At 72.4% G+C, this 20,399-nt stretch carries 12 protein-coding genes; 5 read left to right on the top strand and 7 right to left on the bottom strand.

Features of this window, described 5'->3' with window-relative positions:
• Window positions 1-203 precede the first annotated feature (203 nt).
• The 5 genes from E6R18_RS23570 (at window position 204) to E6R18_RS23550 (ending at window position 8,210) form a co-directional block, all read left to right on the top strand.
• The gene (locus E6R18_RS23570; protein ID WP_136318899.1) at window positions 204-1,427 is read left to right on the top strand and encodes an SGNH/GDSL hydrolase family protein; all 1,224 of its coding nucleotides are present in this window, start codon (window positions 204-206) and stop codon (window positions 1,425-1,427) included.
• A gap of 42 nt (window positions 1,428-1,469) precedes the next feature.
• Complete coding sequence (locus E6R18_RS23565; protein WP_136318940.1) at window positions 1,470-2,984, top strand: FAD-dependent oxidoreductase; 1,515 nt, start codon at window positions 1,470-1,472, stop codon at window positions 2,982-2,984.
• A 67-nt stretch (window positions 2,985-3,051) separates the two neighbouring features.
• On the top strand, window positions 3,052-3,600 hold the full coding sequence (locus E6R18_RS23560; protein WP_136318898.1) for a hypothetical protein: 549 nt from the start codon (window positions 3,052-3,054) through the stop codon (window positions 3,598-3,600).
• A 1,029-nt stretch (window positions 3,601-4,629) separates the two neighbouring features.
• Window positions 4,630-5,997, top strand: coding sequence for a hypothetical protein (locus E6R18_RS34140; protein WP_168712420.1), 1,368 nt, complete (start codon window positions 4,630-4,632; stop codon window positions 5,995-5,997).
• The gene (locus E6R18_RS23550) at window positions 5,994-8,210 is read left to right on the top strand and encodes a tetratricopeptide repeat protein (RefSeq protein ID WP_136318897.1); all 2,217 of its coding nucleotides are present in this window, start codon (window positions 5,994-5,996) and stop codon (window positions 8,208-8,210) included. The genes E6R18_RS34140 and E6R18_RS23550 overlap by 4 nt, the downstream gene beginning before the upstream one ends.
• A 79-nt stretch (window positions 8,211-8,289) precedes the next feature.
• Here the strand turns inward: E6R18_RS23550 and E6R18_RS23545 are convergent, their stop codons facing one another.
• From E6R18_RS23545 to E6R18_RS23515, 7 genes are all read right to left on the bottom strand, one after another.
• A complete protein-coding gene (locus E6R18_RS23545; protein WP_136318896.1) occupies window positions 8,290-9,540 on the bottom strand; it encodes a hypothetical protein in 1,251 nt (416 codons plus the stop codon).
• A complete protein-coding gene (locus E6R18_RS23540) occupies window positions 9,537-11,534 on the bottom strand; it encodes a hypothetical protein (protein WP_136318895.1) in 1,998 nt (665 codons plus the stop codon). The genes E6R18_RS23545 and E6R18_RS23540 overlap by 4 nt, the downstream gene beginning before the upstream one ends.
• On the bottom strand, window positions 11,531-12,322 hold the full coding sequence (locus E6R18_RS23535; protein WP_136318894.1) for a toll/interleukin-1 receptor domain-containing protein: 792 nt from the start codon (window positions 12,320-12,322) through the stop codon (window positions 11,531-11,533). The genes E6R18_RS23540 and E6R18_RS23535 overlap by 4 nt, the downstream gene beginning before the upstream one ends.
• 297 nt (window positions 12,323-12,619) lie before the next feature.
• Window positions 12,620-13,864: a helix-turn-helix transcriptional regulator gene (locus E6R18_RS23530; protein ID WP_136318893.1), complete on the bottom strand. Its 1,245-nt coding sequence runs from the start codon at window positions 13,862-13,864 to the stop codon at window positions 12,620-12,622.
• Between the two features lie 309 nt (window positions 13,865-14,173).
• The gene (locus tag E6R18_RS23525) at window positions 14,174-14,890 is read right to left on the bottom strand and encodes a lytic polysaccharide monooxygenase (protein ID WP_136318892.1); all 717 of its coding nucleotides are present in this window, start codon (window positions 14,888-14,890) and stop codon (window positions 14,174-14,176) included.
• Between the two features lie 251 nt (window positions 14,891-15,141).
• Window positions 15,142-18,003, bottom strand: a complete 2,862-nt coding sequence (locus tag E6R18_RS23520; protein WP_136318891.1) for a LuxR family transcriptional regulator — start codon at window positions 18,001-18,003, stop codon at window positions 15,142-15,144.
• Between the two features lie 183 nt (window positions 18,004-18,186).
• The gene (locus E6R18_RS23515; protein WP_136318890.1) at window positions 18,187-20,367 is read right to left on the bottom strand and encodes a M4 family metallopeptidase; all 2,181 of its coding nucleotides are present in this window, start codon (window positions 20,365-20,367) and stop codon (window positions 18,187-18,189) included.
• Between the last annotated feature and the right edge of the window lie 32 nt (window positions 20,368-20,399).

Here is a 20,399-nt window from a genome sequence, read left to right as displayed (position 1 = left end):
CAGGTGAAAGAAGCGGGCGTCGGGCGGATCCGGCTCTGGCCGCTCACGTCACGACAGAGCAGGCAGTCGGTCCCTGCGTGGGCGCGTCAACTCGGTGTGAGCCTCCTGTGAGCGGGTCGGGCCACGCTTTGAGCACCACGGCATTCCCGACGATTGCCGCGGGCTACCAGGCGTTCTCCGTATCCGGACCAAGGAGGTCTCCCATGACCGGGAACACTGACATCACGACCGCCCACCCCACCGGCGCGGCGGCCGGCGGGTGGGCACGCACGTGGGGCACCGCGCCGCACGCCCCGATCAGCGAGTTCGGCCTCCTGCCTTCGTTCGCCGACACCACCCTGCGCCAGGTGGTGCGGATCAGCGGCGGTGGCCGGCAGGTACGGCTGCGGATCACCAACGAATACGGCACCGAGCCGCTGATCGTCGGCGCCGCCCAGATCGCTCTGGCAGCCCCCGAGGGCGGCATCCGGCCGGGCAGCGAGCGCGGGCTCACCTTCGACGACAAGCCGACCGTGACCATCCCGACCGGGGCCCCCGTCCTCAGCGACCCGGTCGACCTGGCCGTGCCCGCCCTCTCGGAACTGTCCATCAGCCTCTACCTGCCCGAGGCCGTCAAGAGCGCCACCTGCCACGCCATGGGCGTGCAGACCGCCTGGGTCATGCCGGGGAACACCGTCGACGCTTTGACGCTCCCGGCCGGCAGCGAGTCCCTGCCCCTGCAGGCCCTCATCTCGGCGGTCGAGGTACCGCGCGACGGCGACACCGGGGCCACTATCGCGGTCATCGGCGACTCCAACACCGACTGCTCCGGAACGACCCCCGACACCAACCGGCGCTGGACGGACCGGCTGGCCGAGCGCCTCGCCGAGCGCGACGGAGCGACCCTGTGCGTCTCCAACCAGGGCATCAGCGGCAACCGCATGCTCAACGAGGGACTCGGTGAAGCCGCCCTGGCCCGCTTCGACCGCGACGTGCTGGCCACGCCGGGACTGGGCTACGTCGTCCTGGCCATCGGCCTCGGCGACATCGGCGTCTCCTACCCGCCCACGGACGGCAGCGGCCCCTCGCCCGACTTCCTCGCCATGTTCCCCGGCGCGCCCGTGACGGCCGACGATCTCATTGCGGGCTTCGGCCAGCTGATCGGCCGGGCACGCGCCCGCGGCGTGCGCGTGTACGCCCCGACCCTCACGCCCTACGAGGGCGACGAGATATTCACGCAGGAAGGCGAGCAGGTCCGCCAGAAGGTCAACGAGTGGATCCGCACCAGCGGCGCCTTCGACGCGGTCATGGACTTCGACGCCGTCTGGAGCGACCCCGACCACCCGAGCCGGATCCGGGACGGATTCCACGCGGGCGACCACCTGCACGGCAGCGACGCAGGCTGCCGGGCCCTGGGCGATTCCATCGACCTGGCCCTGTTCCAGTAGGGCCCCGCCCCACCCCTGACCACCATGAAGAAGGGAACGCTCATGTACGACGTCGTGATCGCGGGCGCAGGCCCCGTCGGACTGCTCCTGGCGTGCGAACTGGGCATCGCAGGCTGCGATGTCCTGGTCCTGGAACAGGACGATGCCGGCACGCCGTGGAGGGCGATGCCCCTCGGCATGCGCGGACTGTCCCCCGCCTCGGTCGAGGTGTTCCACCGCCGCGGAATGCTGCCCGCGCTGCTCCAGGCATCCGGTGTCGAGGACTACGGCGACTTCGACGCGGACCTGCAGGAGGCCCCGGCACCCCGCAGCGTGGCTCACTTCGCCGGCATGATGCTCGACCCGGCCGACATCGACACCGGCGCCCTCCCGCTCCGGCTGCCCAGCCCGGTGCTGGAAGGGGTGATGACCAGCCTCGAAGCAGTCGAGTCCGTGCTGGCCGAACAGGCCGCCAAGTCCGGCGTCACCATCCGCCGTGGGGAGAGGGTCACGGCCCTGCGACAGGACAGCGACAGCGTCACCGTGCGGGCAGGAGACCACGAGTACCAGGGGCGCTGGCTCGTGGGCTGCGACGGCGGCCGAAGCACCGTGCGCACTCTCGCGGACTTCGAGTTCACCGGCACCGAACCGCAGTTCACCGGCTACACCATGCTCGCCTCCCTCGCCGATCCCGAGAAGCTGCAGCCCGGCTTCACCCTCACGCCGACCGGCATGTACCTGCAGATGCCCACCCCCGGCCACATCGGGATGCTCGACTGCGACGGCGGCGCCTTCGACCGCACGCAGAAGCCCACCGTCGAGCACCTCCAGGACGTACTGCGCCGTGTGTCCGGCACCGACGTCACCCTCACCGACGTCGAGCTGGTCTCGACCTTCACCGACCGGGCCAGGCAGACCACGTCCTATCGCCAAGGCCGCGTGCTGCTCGCGGGTGACGCCGCCCACATCCACTCGCCCCTGGGAGCACAGGGCCTCAACACCGGAATCGGCGACGCCGTCAACCTCGGCTGGAAACTCGCCGCCACCGCACAGGGCTACGCCCCCCAGGGACTGCTCGACACCTACACCCAAGAGCGTCATCCGGTCGGCGCCCAGATCCTGGAGTGGACCCGCGCACAGAGCGCGGTGATGAGGCCGGACCCGCACTCCCAGGCCGTCCAGGCTCTCGTCCGGGACCTGCTGGCCACACGTGACGGAACCACCTACGTCTACAACCGCACGTCAGGCTCCTCACAGCGCTACAACCTGGGCAGCACGCACCCCTTGGTCGGACGCAACGCACCCGACTTCCACTTCACGGACGGCAGCCGTCTGAGCGACTACATGCACAAGGGGCACGGCGTCGCCATCGACTTCACCGCCGACCGCCGGCTCGCCGACGCGATCTCCGGCTACGAGGACCTGGTCCGGTACCTCCCCACGGCAGCGCGGAACGAACTGGACTGCGCCGCTCTGCTGATCCGCCCCGACGGCGTCATCGCCTGGGCGGACGGCCCTGACCCTGATCTCACCGCGTTCGCGCACGCTGCCGACCGCTGGTTCGGCACCACGGACTGAACGCCCCGCACACAGCCCACCTCACACCCTGCGGCGCTCACGGCGCCGCCTGCCTCAAGGGACGCACATGCCCCGTGAAGAGATGACACAGGCCGAACAGAACATTGCGGTCGTCCGCGGCTTCTACGACGCGCTGGGAACCGGCGGTGACGACGGCCTCAGCGACGACGCCATGGCCCGGGTGATCGACACCTTCAAACACGAGAAGGAGATCCAGCTCAACCTGGAAGCGCCCTACGGCGGCACCTACGTGGGTCCGGCCGACATCGCAGTCGGCCGCCACCGCCTGCACGAACTGTGCGGCTACACCTCCGCCGACCACTCCTCGTTCAAGTACTACGCCGGCGGCCCCACACGCGTCGTCGTCGAGGCCACGAACAACGGCACGGACCTCGCAGGAAACCCGTGGACGATGACCGTCGTCGAACTCGTCGACGTCATCGACGGCAAGATCACCAAGAAGCGCACCTTCTTCGAGGACCCCGCGCGCCTGCGCAACATCATGGCCGAGCGCGAGTCGGCGCTGAAGGACTCGCTCCTCGAGGAGTACTGGCACAACAGCAATCCCCTCATCGCCCTCCACGACGCCGAACCCGGCGACGCCACGCACCACTGACCCGGTACCCCGGACAGCGGCCTGAGGCTGGCTCCGCTTCCTGCCTCCGGGCCGGTTCCGGGCGAAGCCGAGTGCGCGGTGCGGTCACGAGGAACGGTGCCTACACCGCGTACTTGACCCGTGGCGCTCGGTTCTGTGTGCAGACCCGGGACGGGCGCACGGCTTATCTGCGCACCGTGGCTGCCCCTGCCGCCGGACCTGTGCGCATCGCCGTGACCGTGTGGGAGCAGCCGAGCTGACGGGGCTCGGGGCGTGGAGCCGACCGCGCTCCCGTGCGAGGAAGGTTCACAGCGCCTCCACGGGGCGGGCGCATCTCCGCGCTCAAGTGGAGTAGTGGCGGCGACTTCCGGCCAGGAAGATCGGGATGAGGGGCCGGGCGGTCCCGCGTCGGGCAGCGAGGTAGGGGAGCCGTCGGGGTGCTGGGACGGGTAGGGGTGTGACCTTGAGCTTTGGGCTCGGGGTGGGGCGCGGCCCTGGTGTGGGCAGGGGTGGGGCGGGGCGGCGCTGTTCGCTCCGGTGGTCGGGGCGGGGGTGTGGGCGGTGGGAGGCGTCCCCGGTGGCCGGGTTTGTTTTCGGTTTCGCGGCAGGTGAGGCCGACGTCGCACGTATTAAACGCATGCACCGGATCTCGACCGAAAAAATTCCCGCAGGTCATTTCTCGGGCTTCGTGTTCTGGTGAGGCGCCTGGCGCCGGTGCTATAAGTGACGAGCCCAAGGCCAAGGACTGATGAATTCTCAACAGTCCGCGTGCCGGCCGAGAAAGATCATTCCACCGAAAAGGGGGGATCCCGATGAAGAAGATCGTCGTGCGCAAGACCGGCGGTGTGAAGCTCACTACGAGCGCGAGCGCCTACTGGCCGCCGATGTGTATCGCGGGTCAGAACTGACGCAGGACGTGGTGCCCGGAATTCATCGAATTCCGGGCACCACGGCGCTGTCCCTACACGATGCCGGGAGGTCGCCGGCGAATCCCGACGCGGAGGCGGCATGGCGGATACTCGGCAGACCGCGGAGCCTGCCTTTCATCAGTTGACATTCGTCCCGGAAGGCGACGAGGTACTGGTCGGCCGGGCCGACACCGATTCGTACGCCCTCTTTCCCGCCGACGGCGCGACGCTGCTCCACAAGCTCACCACCGGCATGCCCCTGGCTGACGCCGTCGCCTGGTACAACGCCGCCTACGACGAACCCGTCGACATGGACGACTTTCTGGAGACCCTTGGTGACCTGGGGTTTCTTCGGGTGGACGGAGACGAACCGGTCGCTGAGGCGCCGGCCGCCGTACGGTACGCGCGGCTCGGCCGGGCCGTGTTCTCGCCGGTGGCCTGGGTCGTCTACGGGGCGATAGCAGTGGTGTGCGTGGTGCTCCTGGTGCGGATGCCCGATGTGCGCCCGTATCCGAAGACCCTGTTCTTCACCGAGTCGCTGCTGCTGGTGCAAGTCGGTCTGCTCTTCGCTCAGTTGCCGTTCGTGTTCCTCCACGAATCCTTCCACGCACTGGCCGGTCGGCGCATAGGTATTCCCTCTCGACTCGGTGTCGGGCGCCGGCTTTACTTCGTGGTGTTCGAGACGACGCTGAACGGATTGCTCGGAGTTCCCAGGAGGAAGCGCTATCTTCCTTTTCTGGCCGGTATGGTCGCCGACGCTCTGGTTTTCTGCCTGCTGGTCTGTGCGGCCGCCGTCGATGCGCATCGAAGCGGTCACGGCCTTTCCTTCTTCGGGCGTTTCGCGGTCGCCCTCGCATTCGTCACCGCGCTCCGGTTCGTCTGGCAGTTCTACCTGTTCCTGCGGACCGACCTCTATTACGTTTTCTCCACAGCCCTCGGCTGCGTCGCCCTGCACGACGCGACGCGTGCGCTGATCCGGAACACCGCCTGCCGCCTGTCCGGCCTGCGGCACCGCATGGTCGACCTGGAGCAGTGGTCGGACCGGGACCGCAAGGTCGCCCGCTGGTACGCGCCCTTCGCCGCGGCGGGCGTGCTGGTGATGCTGCTGACCGCGGCCGGCACCGCGGTCCCGGTCCTCGCCCACTTCGTGCGCCTCCTCGTCGACCGGCTCGGCCACCCCGGGCATCCGGACTCCGGCTTCTGGGACTCCGTCGGCTTCCTGGCGCTGAGCTTCGTGCAGTTCGGGCTGGTCGGCGTGGTGGCCCTGCGCGACCGCGCCCGCGAACGGCGGCGACAGCGGCAGCGGGACCGCACGGAAGCAGCCACGAACCCCGCCGCCGCGCCCGACCCCGCCGTTCAGGACACCGCGGCCCTCCCCGCCCCCGATCCCGCCGTTCAGGACACCGCGGCCCTCCCCGCGCCCGACCCCGCCGTCCAGGACACCGCGGCCCTCCCCGCCCCCACCCCCACCCCCGCCTCCCTTCACGCAGAACAGGAACGCGCCCGATGAGCGAGCAGCCCGCACACCTGTGGATCGTCGGTGTCACCCGCCGGGACCGTGACGCGGCGCTGGGCACCGTCCTGCCCCGGCCCGCCGCGGGAGAGTTCCACGCCGTCAGCAGCCACCGCCTGGGCCGGGGCCCGTACGCCGGGACCGCCGCCCTGCTGAACCTGGTGGTGCCCCGGGTGTGGGCCGAGGCGCCGGATCTCGTCACCGCCCACGACGTCGAACTGCTGTCGGCCGCCCCCGATCTGGAGTCCGTCGTGGCGCCGTCCCGGGAGACCCTCACCTCGCTGGCCATCCCCGAGGAACGCACCCGGTTCTACGGCCCCGGACGGACCCGGCGCCTGGCGCACGGGGTGGTGGAGTTCCTGAACCGCTGGGCGGCCGACCTCGACCGGCCGGTCACCGTACGCTTCGACGCCGTGCACGAGGCGGACGCCACCGAGCAGGAGCTGCTGGCCATCGTCCTGCGCCGGGTGGACCCGGCCCGGCTGCGCGTCGTCGTCGCCACCACCGCCGACCCGTTGCCGGCGCACGCCGCCGAACTGGCCGGCGCGCTGGCCCGGTACGCGGTACGCGTGGACGCACCGGCCACCGCCCCCGCGCCCGCCGCACCGCGGCAGGGCGCCGACCCGGTCCGGGCCTACGTGGAGTCCGACGGCACCTCCGACGTCGCCGGCGAGCGGTCCGCCTACGAGGCCGCGCCCGCGAGGATACGGGCCGAGCTGCACGACGCCAGGGCCGCCGAGCTGGAGCGGACCCTGCCGCAGGCCCACCGGCTCGGCGCCCTTCCGTACCACCTGGAACGCGGGAGCGACCCGCACGGTGCCGGGTTGCGGGCAGCGCTGGAGGCGACCGGCCGCTGCGTGGACATGGGCTTCTACCACGCGGCGATCGAACTCGGCCGCCGGGCACGGGCGCTGGCCGACCCCGAGCGGAACGAGGACGCGTACTGCACGGCGAGCACCAGGCTGACCAGTTCGCTGGCCGTCCTCGGGCAGGTGGACGAGGCCGAGGAGATCTACTTCGACCTGCGCAGCCGCTTCACCACGCCGATGGTGCACCTGTTCTCCAACTACGCGCTCGGCATGCTGTACACCCGCCACCGCGCGCCCGACTCCCGCAACCACCTCACCGCCCGGGTCCATCTGCACACCGCCATCGCCCTGGCATCGCAGATGCCCGAGGCGTCCCGCTCGTTCCAGAAGGTCTTCCAGCAGAACGGTCTTGCCCTGGTGGAGATGCACATGGGCAACCTGACGCGGGCCGAGGAGCTGGTGACCGAGGGCCTTGCCCAGCTCGACGCCGATCTGGCGCCGGGCGAGCACGAATTGCACCGCTCGGTGCTGCTGCACAACCGCGGGCAGGTGCGCGCCGCGCTGGGCCGGATCGAGGAGGGGGTCGCCGACCTCTCCCGGGTGATCGCGGCCGACCCCCACCACCCCGAGTACTACTTCGACCGGGCCTCGCTCCACCGGCGGTCCGGCGACACCGACGCGGCCCTGGCCGACTACCAGGCCGCCATCGACGTCAGCCCGCCGTTCCCCGAGGCGTACTACAACCGGGGCGACCTGCGCGCCGAACTCGGCGACGTCAAGGGCGCCCTCGCCGACTTCGGCTACGTGCTGGAGCTGGAACCGGACTACCTGCGCGCCCGGGTCAACCGCGCCTCCCTGCTGCTGGAGTCCGGCGACCTGGACGGCGCCCGCGCGGACGTGGCCGAGGGCCTCGTCCACCAGCCCGACAGCGCCGACCTGTTGTGCACCCGCGGCCTGCTCGCACTGGAGGACGGCGACCCCGGGGCCGCCCTGGCCGACTTCACCACGGCCCTGGAGCACGACCCGGCCCTCTACGAGGCGCTGGCCAACCGCGCGGTCATCGCCCAGGAACAGGGCCGGCCCGACGACGCGATAGCGGACCTCACCCGCGCCCTGGAACTCGTCGGACCCGACCCGTCCCTGCTCTACAACCGGGGCTACGTGAACCGCTCCGCCGAGCGGTGGCCGGAGGCGATCGACGACTTCACCGCCGCCCTGGACCTGCCGGACGCCGACCGGGGCGAGCTGCTGTGGGAACGGGCCGCCTGCCGCGCCGGAAGCGGCGACCTCGAAGGGGCCCGAACCGACCTGCGCCTGTGCGCCGGCCTGGACGAGGCCCCTTACGCCGACCGGGCCCGCGAGCGCCTGGCGGAACTGCCCGGCGCTCCGGAACCGGCGTAGGGGCCGCGTGGGCAAAGGGCTCCCTCTCGCCGCCGTGCGCGCCGAGAGGGGGATGGGGGAGATCCGGCCGTCTACCGGATCAGCTCACGCCCTCGTCCTCCTCGTCCCCCGCGAGAGGTGTGGGGGGCCGGTGCGGGCTGTGGGAGGTGTCCCAGGAGTACCGGGGCGGCAGGTCGTCCTCGCTCGCCCCCCACCAGCCCCGGTCCCGGTCGCTTGCGCCGTTCTCCGCCGACCCTGGCGTGAACGCGGCTGCGTCGGCGAACTCATCGGTCCCGTCCTCCCCGGGCGTGACGAGAATGGTCTGCCTGATCTCCGCGGCGGCCTCGTCCAGCCCTTCCGCTTCCAGGGTGCGCACCACACGGTGAACCATGACTGTGTACCCGTCCATGTCCGGCTTCAGGCCGGCCGCCGCCAGCAGCAGGAGCAGGCGGTCCGCGACCCCGATCTCTTCCTCGCGGTCGAAGTCCCTTCCCTCTTGGGCGGGCCCGTCCCGGAGCGGGCCTCCTACGGTTGCTTCGCTGCGGGCGGCCATGGGTGGGACGAGCAGGTGGCGGAAGAGTTCGGGTACCTCTTCGTCGTTCGCCGCCGCCGCGATCTGGGCGAGCGGGCCGATCATGTCGACCGCCTTCTCGATCTCGTCCTCGTGACGGGCCAGCCACCACACGACGGCGCTGCCCGCGCTCGTCAGTACGTCGTCCCCCAGGTAGCGCCGCTTGTTGCGCTCGTGCTGACGCTCGTACTCCCAGATCTCCTCGTCCTTGCGGAGGTCACTCAGCTTCCGCAGGCGCTCGCGGTCGCCGGGAGCCAGGGTCAGCGTCACATCGGCCACCATGGCCTCCACCCGTCCGCTGCGGTCCGTGAGCGGGATGCCTAGCTCTCCTTCCAGGAGGTATCGCGCGAAAGTCGCCCGGCCGGGCTCCTCGCGGCGGACCACTGCCAGGGCGCGGCTGACGACCGAGGACACGGCGAGGGCCGGGGAGGCGCTGTCGGACCAGTCCGCGCAGTCGGGGGCCGGCCTCCACCACACGGTGGCGGAGAAGAGGAAGTCGTAGCCGTCCGTCGCGCTGGGCAGGGCCGCGTCGATCACGCGGGTCTCCTGGTATGGCCGCTCCGCCGGTGCAGTCGGCGGTTCGGGTTCCGCGGGCTCGTACAGGTCGGCCGGTGCGCGGCCGCTGCTGGCGGCCGTCAGCACGAGCAGCAGGGAGCCGGAGACCGTGACCATGGACATGAAGCCCCAGAGCCAGGGCGACCAACGCAGGAGGTTTCCGACGGCAGCCGGTGTCAGGCCGCAGAGAGTGACGAACAGGATGCTGGGAAAGCGGTCTTTCATCGTTCCTCTTCCGTGGTCGGTGGCTCGGCGCCGCCCGTGCGTCTCGTGGGTTCGGAACGCTCTGTGCGGGCGACCGGGGCCTGGTCGATGTGTCGCCAGAAGCGGTCGGCGACCGCTGCCCGGGGGGGATCACGCCGCGCTGCCGCCCAGTCGCAGGCGATGGCGTAGAGACGGTGGAGTGCGGTCGCGCGGCCGTGTGTCGCACCGACCATCACGCCCAGCGCCATGTCCCGCGTGCCGTCCTGCGCCACGCTGGTCAGCCAACTGGTCACCAGCGGGGCCCAGCGGTCCGTCGGTGGCCCGGAGAAGACCGTTTCCCACCCCCGGAACAGCTCCGGCCACGGTGGTGGATCCGGAGCCCAATCGCTCCCCAAGAGCTCTGTGAGCAGCTGGAGATGGGCCGTCGCTCCGCGCCGCTCGCCGCACGTCCGATTCCGCAGGCGGCCGATCAGCAGCCGGTAGAGCTCGGGGTCGCTGCTGCCAAGGTCGAGAAGGGCCTCCCTCGCTTCGCGCGCCGCCTCCCCCTGCCGCGCGGCCAGGTAGTGCAGCCGCACCAGAGCCTGATCCGGGTACGTCGCAGCGAGGTTCTGGCGGCAGGCGGCGGTCAGGACGCGCACGAGGCCGTCCGACAAGGAGCCGGACCTGGCGCACTCGTACATCCGCCTGCGGAACCACCCGCCGAGCCTTTCGTGGCTGAGGCCGAGTTCGAGAGCGGCCACGGCTCGCGGGTCGCAGGCCGCCCCGGTCACGCCGTCCGCCCAGCGCACCACGAGGTCGAAGAGGTGGTCGGGCCGCCCGACGGTGAGGGACTGCTCGCCGAAGCGGATGACGACGTTGAGCCGGTCGTCGATGGTCAGTCCGCCGAATCCGGTGGCCTGGGCGATCCAGTCCCTGAGGTCGTCGCGCAGGCCGGGGAAGTTCGCCCAGAAGTACGTCCGTACCGCCTCGGCGTAGGCCAGCGGCCTGAAGTGGAGCCGTCCTTCGGCGTCCCGCTCGATTTCGAGGTCTGCCAGCCGCTCCCCGAAGTCCGTCCGGGCGAGCTCGGTCGTCGTCTCCTCCTCGTGGCGCACCGCCCTCATCAGGCCGTGCCACGCCTCGTACACGGTGTCGGCGCGGGCCCCCTCGAACACCGCGGCCGCGAGCAGCAGGGCCCGCTCGGGCGCGGTGCGGACGTCGCCCACCTGCCGGCCCACCTCGTCGGCCCGGTCGGTGACCGCGTGCATCGCCTGGTCGAGCCATCCCGCGAAGTCCGCCCCGAACCGGCCGCTGTCGCGAGCGTCTCGCACCAGTCCTGCGAGCCGTGCCAGTTCCCGCATGGGCGAGCGGTCGCAGAGGTGCTGGAGCCCAGCGCTCCGCAGGTCCGAGGGGCGGAAGTCCATCCGGGCCACGCGGAGGTGCCGGGTGATGACCGCCACGCCCCGGGGCCGCCGCAGCTTCACCGTGTCCGGTTCGAGGTCCGGCGCGTGGGCGTGCCCCATGCCCGACGGCAGAACGACCACCATGTGGGCGCCCGCCCGCTGGACCCGGGACCGGCTTACGGCGAGGCGGTGCCGAGCCTTGGCGTACGCATCCTCGTCAGTGATCCCGGAGAGATCGAGGAGGAATCGGTCGCTCTCGCCGGGAACGGGTGCGTCCTCGTCCGTGTCGGTTGCCGGAAGCTCCTCGAACCGGGCCTCGACCTCGTCGGTGCCCCCGTCCTCCCCGAGTTCGTGCAGCAGCATGATCGCCGCGGCGCGGCGACCGCTGCCGGGTGGTGCGTCCAGCAGAACCACCGACCCGGGCTTCTCCAGGCGTTCGGCGGCGGCGCGGTACCCCCCCGGCGGGGCGAACCGGTCGGCCAGGCGCACCCGGTCCTCGCGGACGATGCGCAGGGACTCGACCCCCTTGCGGCGCAACCAGTCCGGGCCGGCGCCGTAGAAGACGTACTGGTGCCCCTCACCGTTGTTCACCGGGCCGCGCGGATCGTTGACGGTGACGCGTTCCTGCTCGGTCATCGGTCGTCGTCCGAGCGCCGGCGCTCGCGCTCGAAGCGCTGGTGGACCGTACCGCTGTTGTCGCCCGCCGTGAACTGGACGCCGGTGTTGTCCCCCTCGAAGTGCGGGGCGTTGTACTGGTGCCCGCGACCCGTGTTCACGGGTCCTTGCGGCTCGTTGACGAAGGTGCCGAGGTCTCCGTTTAGGTTTCCGATGCCGCCGCGTACGCGTTGTTCCAGATCGCGTGCCCGCATCCTGGTGTGCCCGCGGTCCTTGGCCGCTTTCTTGCGGGGCTTCGCCTCTGCCCGCTCCCGTGCCGCACGGGCGTCGCGGTCCTGCTCGCCCAGCTCCGGCAGCAGCCTGGCGAGGGCGTCGCCGATCGCCGCGAGGTCCGACTCGGCGTTGCGGTGGTCGAACCGCCTGTACTGGCAGTCCGCCAGCTCCCGCAGATCCTCCGGGAGGACGGCGGGGTCGATCCGCGTGGCCTTTCCGACGAGCACGGGGATCACCAGGACCCCGCGGTCGAGCGCCGTCTCGATCTCGCGCCGGGTCCAGTCCTGCCGGGCTTCGAGTGCGGGGCGGCCGTCGGCCCCGCACACTTCCGCCCAGCGCGGGCCGATCACGGCGAGGAGCGCCTGGCACTCCTCGACCGCCTTGACCAGTTCCCCCGGATAGCGGCGACCGGGCTCGATCGAGTTGCTGTCGAGAAATACCCGCTCGCGGCCGAACCGCCGGGCGAGCTCGCGCCCGATGAGGGCGGCTGTTGTTTCCTCATCGCCTGTGCGGTAGTTGACGAAGACGTCGGGCATGGAGGTTCCCTTCTTCGGGTGGGTTGGGGTGGAGATCCCCCGACGGGCCAGGGGGGAGGCGCGAGGTGCCGGGCGCGTGACGGCATGGCACGTCCACGCGTGGAGTACGGAGGAAGGTGCGCCGCCCACGCGTCACCGATCGCAGACAGCCTCATGGGCCGGAGCGCGGTGGGGCGCGTCGGACGGGGATCAGAGTGTTGTGCGGAGAGGCATGCCCCGGAGGGCCGGGCTGCCTGGCGGACCGGGCGGCTTAGGCCGGGGTATCAGTCGCGGATACGGGGAGGCGTGGAGCCGGTCTCAGGTCTGCGCGGGGGCGAGCACCCGGGCCAGCGCCGGCTGCAGATCACGTACGGCCCGGCTGCTTCGGAACCGGTGGAGCTCTCGTGCGAGACGCCGGACGTCGCTGTTCACCGTGGCCGAGGGCACGGCCGGCATCACGCCGAGGAGTTCTCCGGCGATCGTGCAGGCGTGCTCGACCTCCCCGGAGGCCGCGTGAGCCAGGGACCTGCGGAAGCCGTACCGGGCGCGGGTGCGCAGGGCGTGCGCGGGAAGGCGGCGGCACTCCCGGTCGAGGATCTCGGCGGCGCTCCTGGGCCGACCGAGGTCGAACAGGCACCAGCCGGTCGCCATCATCGCTGGATCGCTCACATGGGTGGTGCCGAGCACCGGCCCTGTGCCGCTGCGGGCGTCCTCGCTGTCGAGTAGTTCATGCGCCCTGTCGAGGCTGCGCAAGCAGTCGCGCTCCTCCCCGACGAGTGCGTGGCCCTGCGCTTCCTGCTGAGCGGCGAGCCCTCGGATGCGGGACGGGATGCCGTCGCGCTGGGCTCGGCGGGCCAGAGCGACGGTGCTTGCGGCGTCGCCGTCGTAGAACGTGACCAAGGCACGTCGCACGAGCGCGTACGAACCGAGGTACGGGTCGCCCCCGGCGCGGGCCAGTTCGGCGGCCTCACCGGTCCAGGCGAGCGCCGCGCCGCTGCGTCCGGCCTCCTGGGCCATCCAGCCGGTGAACTCCGCGAACCGCGAAGCGAGCAGGAGCACGGGGGCGCGGGAGGCGGACGGAGTGTCGGCGGCCAGCCCGGCCACCGTCCGCGTCTGCGTCTCCAGAAGGGGGAGCAGGAGCTTCGGTGCGGTGGACTGGCCGAGTTGGCGCAACTGGTCGAACTGCGCCCGGAAGGAGAGAAGGAGCGGCCCGGCAACGGAGAGCGGCTGACCGCCGAGCTTCAGTCCCAGGTCGACCAGTGACCCCGTACCCGCCGCGAGGACCGCCCGGCGCCCGACCTGCCAGAGACCCGGCGCGGCAGCTTCCGTGGGGTCCGGAGCGGGCTCGGGGCCGACGGCCAGGCGCTCCAGTTCGCCCTTCGCTCCGAGGAAGGCGTCGCAGCGTCGGGCCAGCTCGTGTGACGCCGTACGCCCGCCGCGCTCGACCTTGCTGAGATAGCCCTTGTCGTAGTTGAGCGCCGTGGCGAAGTCGGCCAGGGACAGCCCCGCCTCCTGCCGTAATCGGCGGAGCTCCGGGCCGAAGTGTGAAGGTGTGCTCGTCATCAGACTCCCCCTCGAACAGTGACCGCGAGAGCCGTGTGCCCTCGCGGGGACTTTCGTTCGACGTTCACTGGGAGATGCGAAGACCGGTGACGAACACCCTTCGTGAGGCGTTCGTTCCGCTCCGCATCCAAGAGTGAGTCTGGCACGAGGCGCGCCTCGCGGATCACGATTCGGCAGGGTTGCCCGTTGCCTCTTGCGCGCCCCTTTCGCCCATCGGAGCCGGACGCGGGCATGGCAAAGCCCCTCCGCAGGAGCACCACACCCCCGCGGAGAGGCCGCGCCGCGCACGCGCGCGGCGAGGGGTGGACGTCAGCAGGTGCCGAGGTCCTCCCAGACGCCCCATTCGCCGGTGGTGCCGGGCTTGTCGCCCTGGACCCACCACTTGGCGCGCCAGGTGTGGCCGTTGTACGAGACGGTGTCGCCGCCGTTGTAGACGCGGCCGGCGTCCCAGGCGGCGGTGGCGCAGTCGCCCGGGTTGCCGTTGTCGCCGCCGCCGGGGTTCCCGCCGCCCCCGCCGATCTGGACGTCGATGCAGGCGTAGAAGGCGTTGGCCGTGTCGGAGATGTTCCAGACGGCGAGGACCTTCTGGCGGCCGGAGTAGCTGCCGAAGTTCACGTGGTGGGTCTTGGTGGCGCCGGGCTGGGCGCCGTTGTCGTTGAACTCGGCGATCTTCGAGCCGCCGATGTAGTACTGCCAGGTGCTCGTGGCGTGGCGGGCGGTCAGCGTCCAGGAGAAGTCGGCGGAGCTGCCGACCGGGGTGGCCTTCCAGCCCTTGCTGTCGTTGTCCAGCTCGGCGAACTGCGCGTTGCCGCCGCTGCAGCTCATGAGGCCCTTGGGGCCCTCGACGCTCTGCGGCTCGTACTTGATCTGGCCGCAGTCGACGACGCCCGAGGCGCACTGGGCCTGGCGGCTCGGCGGGTTGGAGACGTATCCGTGGGCACTGGCCGAGGCGGCCGGCAGGGCCACCGCGAGCAGGGGGGCGACTGCGGCACCGATCACGAGGGCCAGTCTTCGCTTCGCGTTCATGCCAACTCCTTCACTGGGGACTGCCGCGGGGTGACGGCAGCGGTCGGACGCGCCCGCACCGGTGCGGCCTCGTGTGGGGGAGTGCTGACACGGTGAGGGCATGGGTACGGCCGGTGGCGAGGGAGCGCCGCCCGCAGTCCCTTCGCGCGCCGTCGGCCGCTCCTGCGACCGAGGCTCACCTTCAGGTCTAGACCATACTCATGGGTGTGTCCCCGTCAAGGGACTGCGCGCGCAACCCCCTTGACCGCGCGTCAGGTTGCCGGGCGGGCCATGACGATTCGGGTGATCTCCACGCGCGACTTCGCGCCCAGCTTGCGGTAGGCGCGGGTGAGCGCCGCCTCCACCGTCTTCACACTGAGCGTCAGGCCCGCCGCGATCTCGCGGTTCGTCGCGCCCTGGGCCACCCGCGTCACCACGCTGCGCTCCGTCGAGCTCAGCCGCTCCGGCCACGCGCTGCCGTCCAGGTGCGGGAGCGGCGCCTCCTCGCCCCGGTCCCGCTCGGCCCGTACGCCCGCGACCCAGGCCCGCGCGCCCGCCGCCGTGAAGACGCGCAGCGCCTGGGCGAAGGCCGTGCGGGAGGCGCCCTCGTCACCGAGGCGGCGGCGGACGCGGCCCAGGGCCACCCGGGTGCGGGCCTCCTCCAGGGGGTAGCCGGCCGCCCGCAGGCGCGCCGCGGCGTCCTCGTAGCCCGCGGCCGCCGCGCCGAGGCGGCCGCGCTCCTCGGCGGCCGTCGCCGCCGCCCGGTCCAGGGTGGCGAGGACGCCGGTCCTGCCGAGCCGGACCGCCTGGGCGCGGGCCCGGCCGATGACGGACTCCGCCTCGTCCACCGCCCCGCTGCGGGCCAGGGCCTCGGCGAGGTCGGCGTGCCAGCGGCGGGCAGCGGGGTCGCCCTGACCCTGGGCGCTCTCCATCTCGGCGGTACGGCGCAGCAGTCGGGCGGCCTGCCCGTACCGGCCGCTGAACAGCCTGATCCGGCCCTCGGCGTGCAGCGCCCTGGGCAGGAACAGCCGGTCGTCGTCGTCCTCGCTGTGCCGCCTGGCCGCCTCCGCCGCCGCCAGGGCCTGGCTCAGGCTGCCGCCCGCGGTCTCGGCGAGGGCGACCGCGTACCAGGCGGGACCCTGGCTCAGCCCCGCCCGTTCGGCGATCCGCAGGCTCTGGCGGGCCATCGACAGCGCCTGCCGGCAGCGGCCGCGCTGGATCTCCAGCTGGGCGAGGCCGATCAGGCACTGGCTCAGGCAGTCCGCCGAACCGCGCTGACGCAGGGTGTACACGAGCGTCCGCAGCTCCGCCCGGGCCTCGTCCAGCTGGTCCTGCGCGAGGTGGAAGCGGTGCTTCAGATAGATCGGCCCGTTGTGGTGGCTCATCGCGTACGCGTCGTGCGGCGCGGCGAGGGAGGCGGCGAGCGTGGCCTCCGCCCCGGGCAGGCCCAGGAAGAGTTCCAGGGCCGCCTGCTGAGTCAGCGCCAGCACCTCCGTACGCCGGTCGCCCGCCCGCGCGGCCAGCCCGGCCGCCCGTGCCGCGTGGTCGCGCGCCCGCCGCGCCGAGCCGCCCACCATCCACGCGTGCCAGCTCATGCGGTAGTGCAGCGGGGCCAGCAGCCCGGGATCGCGCCCCGCGTCCCGTACCGCCTCGGGGAACACGTCGGCGACCTCCGACATCGCCTGCCCCGAGGAGTCGAGCACCACGTTCCAGGCGCGCACCCGGTCGGCGGGCCGGTCGGCCTCTCGCAGCACCTCGTACGCCAGCTGCCGGGCGAAGTCGAAGTCGCCCGCGTCCAGCCCGTCCTCCGCGGCCGTGAGCCGGCGGCCGATGCCGGTGGGCGTCCCGTCGGCCGGGGTGTACTGCGCCGCGAGCCGCCCGAACCGCGCCGCCGTCCCCGGCGTGCCCCGGCGCCGGGCCGCGGCCGCCGCCTCGGCCAGCCGGTCCGCCACCGCCGGGTCCGGGCCCGCGGTCAGCCGGGCGAGGTGGTGGGCGCGCTCGACCGGGTCGTCGGCCGCCCCGGCCAGGGCGCGGTGCGCGTCCATCCGCAGCGCGTACGGGGTCCGGGCCGCCAGCACCATCGGCGTGAGCGGGTCCGGGAAGCCGAGCGTGCCGTGGTCCGGCGCCCGCAGCAGGCCGTGCCGTACGCAGGTGTCGACGTCGGCCTCCGCGTACCGGCAGCCCGCCCGCCGCAGCAGCTCCACCGTCGGGCGGACGGCGGCGCTCGCGGTGAGCAGCACCTGCCGGGCCCGTGCGGGCAGCGCCTCCACCCGGTCCAGGACCGGCCGGCTCAGGGACTCGGGGACGGGCAGCGGTTCGCAGGAGTCGGGCAGGGGCGCGCCGGAGGAGACCGCTTCGTGGAGGGCGGCGGCCAGTTCCAGGGCGGTACGGGGATTTCCCGCGCCGGCCTCGTGCAGGCGCGCGATCAGCCGCTGCGGCCAGGGGGCATCGCCGTGCGCGTCCAGCACATCGGCGATCTCGCGGACGGTCATGGGCTCCACGGGCAGCGTGCGGACCGGCTGCGGGCACAGCTCCCGGGCCGCCGCGCGGTCCGGTCGCGGGCCTTCGGCGGGCGGCGCGGGCGGTGTGCGCAGGGCGGCGAGCACGGCGTACCGCGGGCCGGTGCGGCGGGCGAGGAACAGCAGCACCCGGGCCGTCGGCTCGTCCAGCCACTGCACGTCGTCGATGACCAGCAGCAGCGGCCCGGTCGCGGCGAGCGCGGCCAGGACCTTGCGCACGGCGATGCGCAGGATCAGCGCGTCCCGGCCCGTGGTGGGGTCGGCGCCGGCGGGCGGCGTACCACGCAGGAGCGCCCCTTCGAGCACGGCCCGCTCCCGGGCGTCCAGGCCGGTCAGCGGGGCGTCGCCGACGCCGGCCAGCAGGTCGATGAGGCCGAGGAAGGGGCTGTCCCGGTCGGACGGGGCCGGTGCGCAGCGCAGCACCCGGTGCCCGCGCTCCGCCAGCTCGTCCGCGAGCTGCGACACCGTCGTGCTCCTGCCGATGCCCTCGGGGCCGGTGAGCAGGACACCGCCGCCGCCCTCCAGGTGCGCGCGGGCCGCGCCGCGCAGGGCGCTGCGGGAGCCGGGGGCACGGGAGTCGGCGGTACGGAGACGGTCGGTTCTGGAGCGGGTCATCGGGGCCCCTCTGCGCGCAGCCTTCTTCCCCGCTGCCCGTGCAGCAGGGCCCGCCCATGACCGACCGAATGTAGGACCGGGCGGGGACGGGGTCAACGGCGCCCTCCCGCGCACACGTTGACCGGTCACGGCGCGACAGGGCGCGCGCCGTGACCGGTGGTCCGACGTCAGGTGCTCAAGGGGTCAGCAGGGGCCGGCGTCCGTCCAGACCGCCCAGGAGCCCGGGGCGCCCGGTTCCGCGCCGGTCGAGTACCACTGCGAGGTGTAGGTGTGGCCGTTGAACGAGACCCGGTCGCCCGGTGCGTAGCCGGTGGTCGCGTTCCAGGCCGGCAGGTTGCCGCAGCCCTCCGGCGGGTTGCCGCCGCCGGTGACGGTCCAGGTGAAGGCGGCCGTGCCCGTGGCGTTGGCGGCGTTCTTCGCGGTGACGGTCACGGCCGAGGTGCCCGCGGTGGTCGGGGTGCCGGTGACGCGGCCGGTGGAGGAGTTGATCGACAGGCCCGCGGGCAGGCCGCTCGCGCTGTAGGTGAGGGCCTGGCCGCCCGGGTCGCTCGCCTGGATCTGCAGGTTGACGGCGGAACCGACGGCGCTCGTCTGGTTGCCGGGGTTGGTCACCGAGGGCGAACCGGGCTGGCTCCCGCAGGTGCCGGGGACCGGGTCCGCGCCGGTGACGCTGACCGCCGCCCAGGCCGCGTCGATGGTGTTGTACTCGGTGCAGTGGGCGCCGTAGAGGTCGGCTGCCGCCTTCAGCGAGTCGATGCGGGCCTGGTGGTAGTTCTCCCGGCTGTTGGCGTACGAGGCCAGCGCCTTGAACCAGATCTTTCCTGCCTTGTCGTTGCCGATCCCGTTGACCGTGGAGTTGTTGCAGGTCGGGCTGTTGCCGTAGCCGTGGTTGCCGCTGCCGACGGCCGCCAGGAAGAACCAGTGGTTCAGCGGGCCCATGGAGTAGTGCGGGTCGAGGCTGCCGTTGTTGCTGTTCCAGCAGTCGGGCGACGAGCCGTCCAGCGAGGGCTGGTTCATCCAGCGCAGCGGCTGGTTGTTGCCGCTGATGTTGATCAGCTCGCCCATCGTGTAGTCGGGCTTGTCGACCGGGCTGTTGGCGTAGAACTCCACCAGCGTGCCGAAGATGTCGCTGGTGCCCTCGTTCATGCCGCCGGTCTCACCGGTCTCGTCCCAGCCGGTGAGCGCGCCGCTCACGCCGTGCGCCATCTCGTGCCCGGCGACGTCGAGTTCGACCAGCGGGCGCTGGTTGCCCTGGCCGTCCCCGTACGTCATCTGGCTGCCGTCCCAGAAGGCGTTCACGTACGCGTTGCCGTAGTGGGTCCGCGAGGGCACGCCCCGGCCGTCGCCGAAGATGCCGTTGCGGCCGTGGGCGGTCTTGAAGTAGTCGAACGTCATCGCCGCCCCGTAGTGGGCGTCTGCGCCGGCCGACGCGGGGTCGCTCGCGGAGCCGGTGCCGAAGGTGCCGGTCGAGCTGGTGAAGACGGAGCCGGTGCCGCTGGTGGCGTGGTTGAGGTTGGTGGTGTAGCCGTTGCCGTGCGACGGGTCCTGGAGGGCGTACCCGCCGCCGGTCTGCGTGACGTCGAGCGGCACCTGCCCGCTGTAGATGGTGCGGCCGGTGCCCGCGGTGGCGGCGGCGGACCGCGCTGTGACCTGGGCCTTCGCCGCGGTGGCCGTCCGGGCCGGGGCGCCGTCGCCGGAGGCCGCGAAGGTGCTCACCTCGTCGCTGGTGCGGACGACCTCGCCGGAGCGCGCGTCCACCAGGACGTGCAGCCTGCTCGGGGTCTGGTCGGCGCGCACCCCGCTGACCACGGTCTCCCAGACCAGGGTGGCGTCGTCCCCGTCCAGCTGGACCGCCAGACTCGGCGCGGAGACCGCGTCGACCGAGCCCCGGAACGCCTTCCTGGAGAGCTGGGAGGCGCGGGGCGCGGCGAGTTCGGGCGTGGTGGACACCGAGGGCGTGGCCCGCGCCGCCGTGGTCAGCGACTCGTAGGCGCCGTTCTGCTTCAGCCGTACGACGACGTCGCCGCCGTACGCCGGCAGGCCCTTGTACGTCCGGTCGAACCGTACGGAGGCGGAGCCGTCCCGGTCGACCACCAGGTTCCTGACGGTGAAGGAGTCGGAGCCGCTGCGGTGCGCGGCCTGCCCGTGGGCCGCCAGGGCCTTCTCCGCGTCGGCCTCCACGTCCTTGCGGACGGCGGCCGAGGGCTGCGTCGTGTACGGGGCGGGGGCGAAGGCGTGGGGGCCCGCGGCCGGGGAGGGGGCGGGCGGCGCCGGGGCGGCCGTCGCCGCGGGCAGGGCGATGGCGGAAGCACACGCACAGGCCACAGTGGCCGTCAGAAGCCTCGCGGCTCTTCGTATGTACATAGGAACGGGGGTGTCCTTTCACCTCGTACAGG

Source organism: Streptomyces sp. A1277, assembly GCF_004795015.1.
GTDB lineage: Bacteria > Actinomycetota > Actinomycetes > Streptomycetales > Streptomycetaceae > Streptomyces.
Note: the sequence above shows the minus strand (reverse complement) of the source record. Positions and strands in the feature narration are given on the sequence as shown.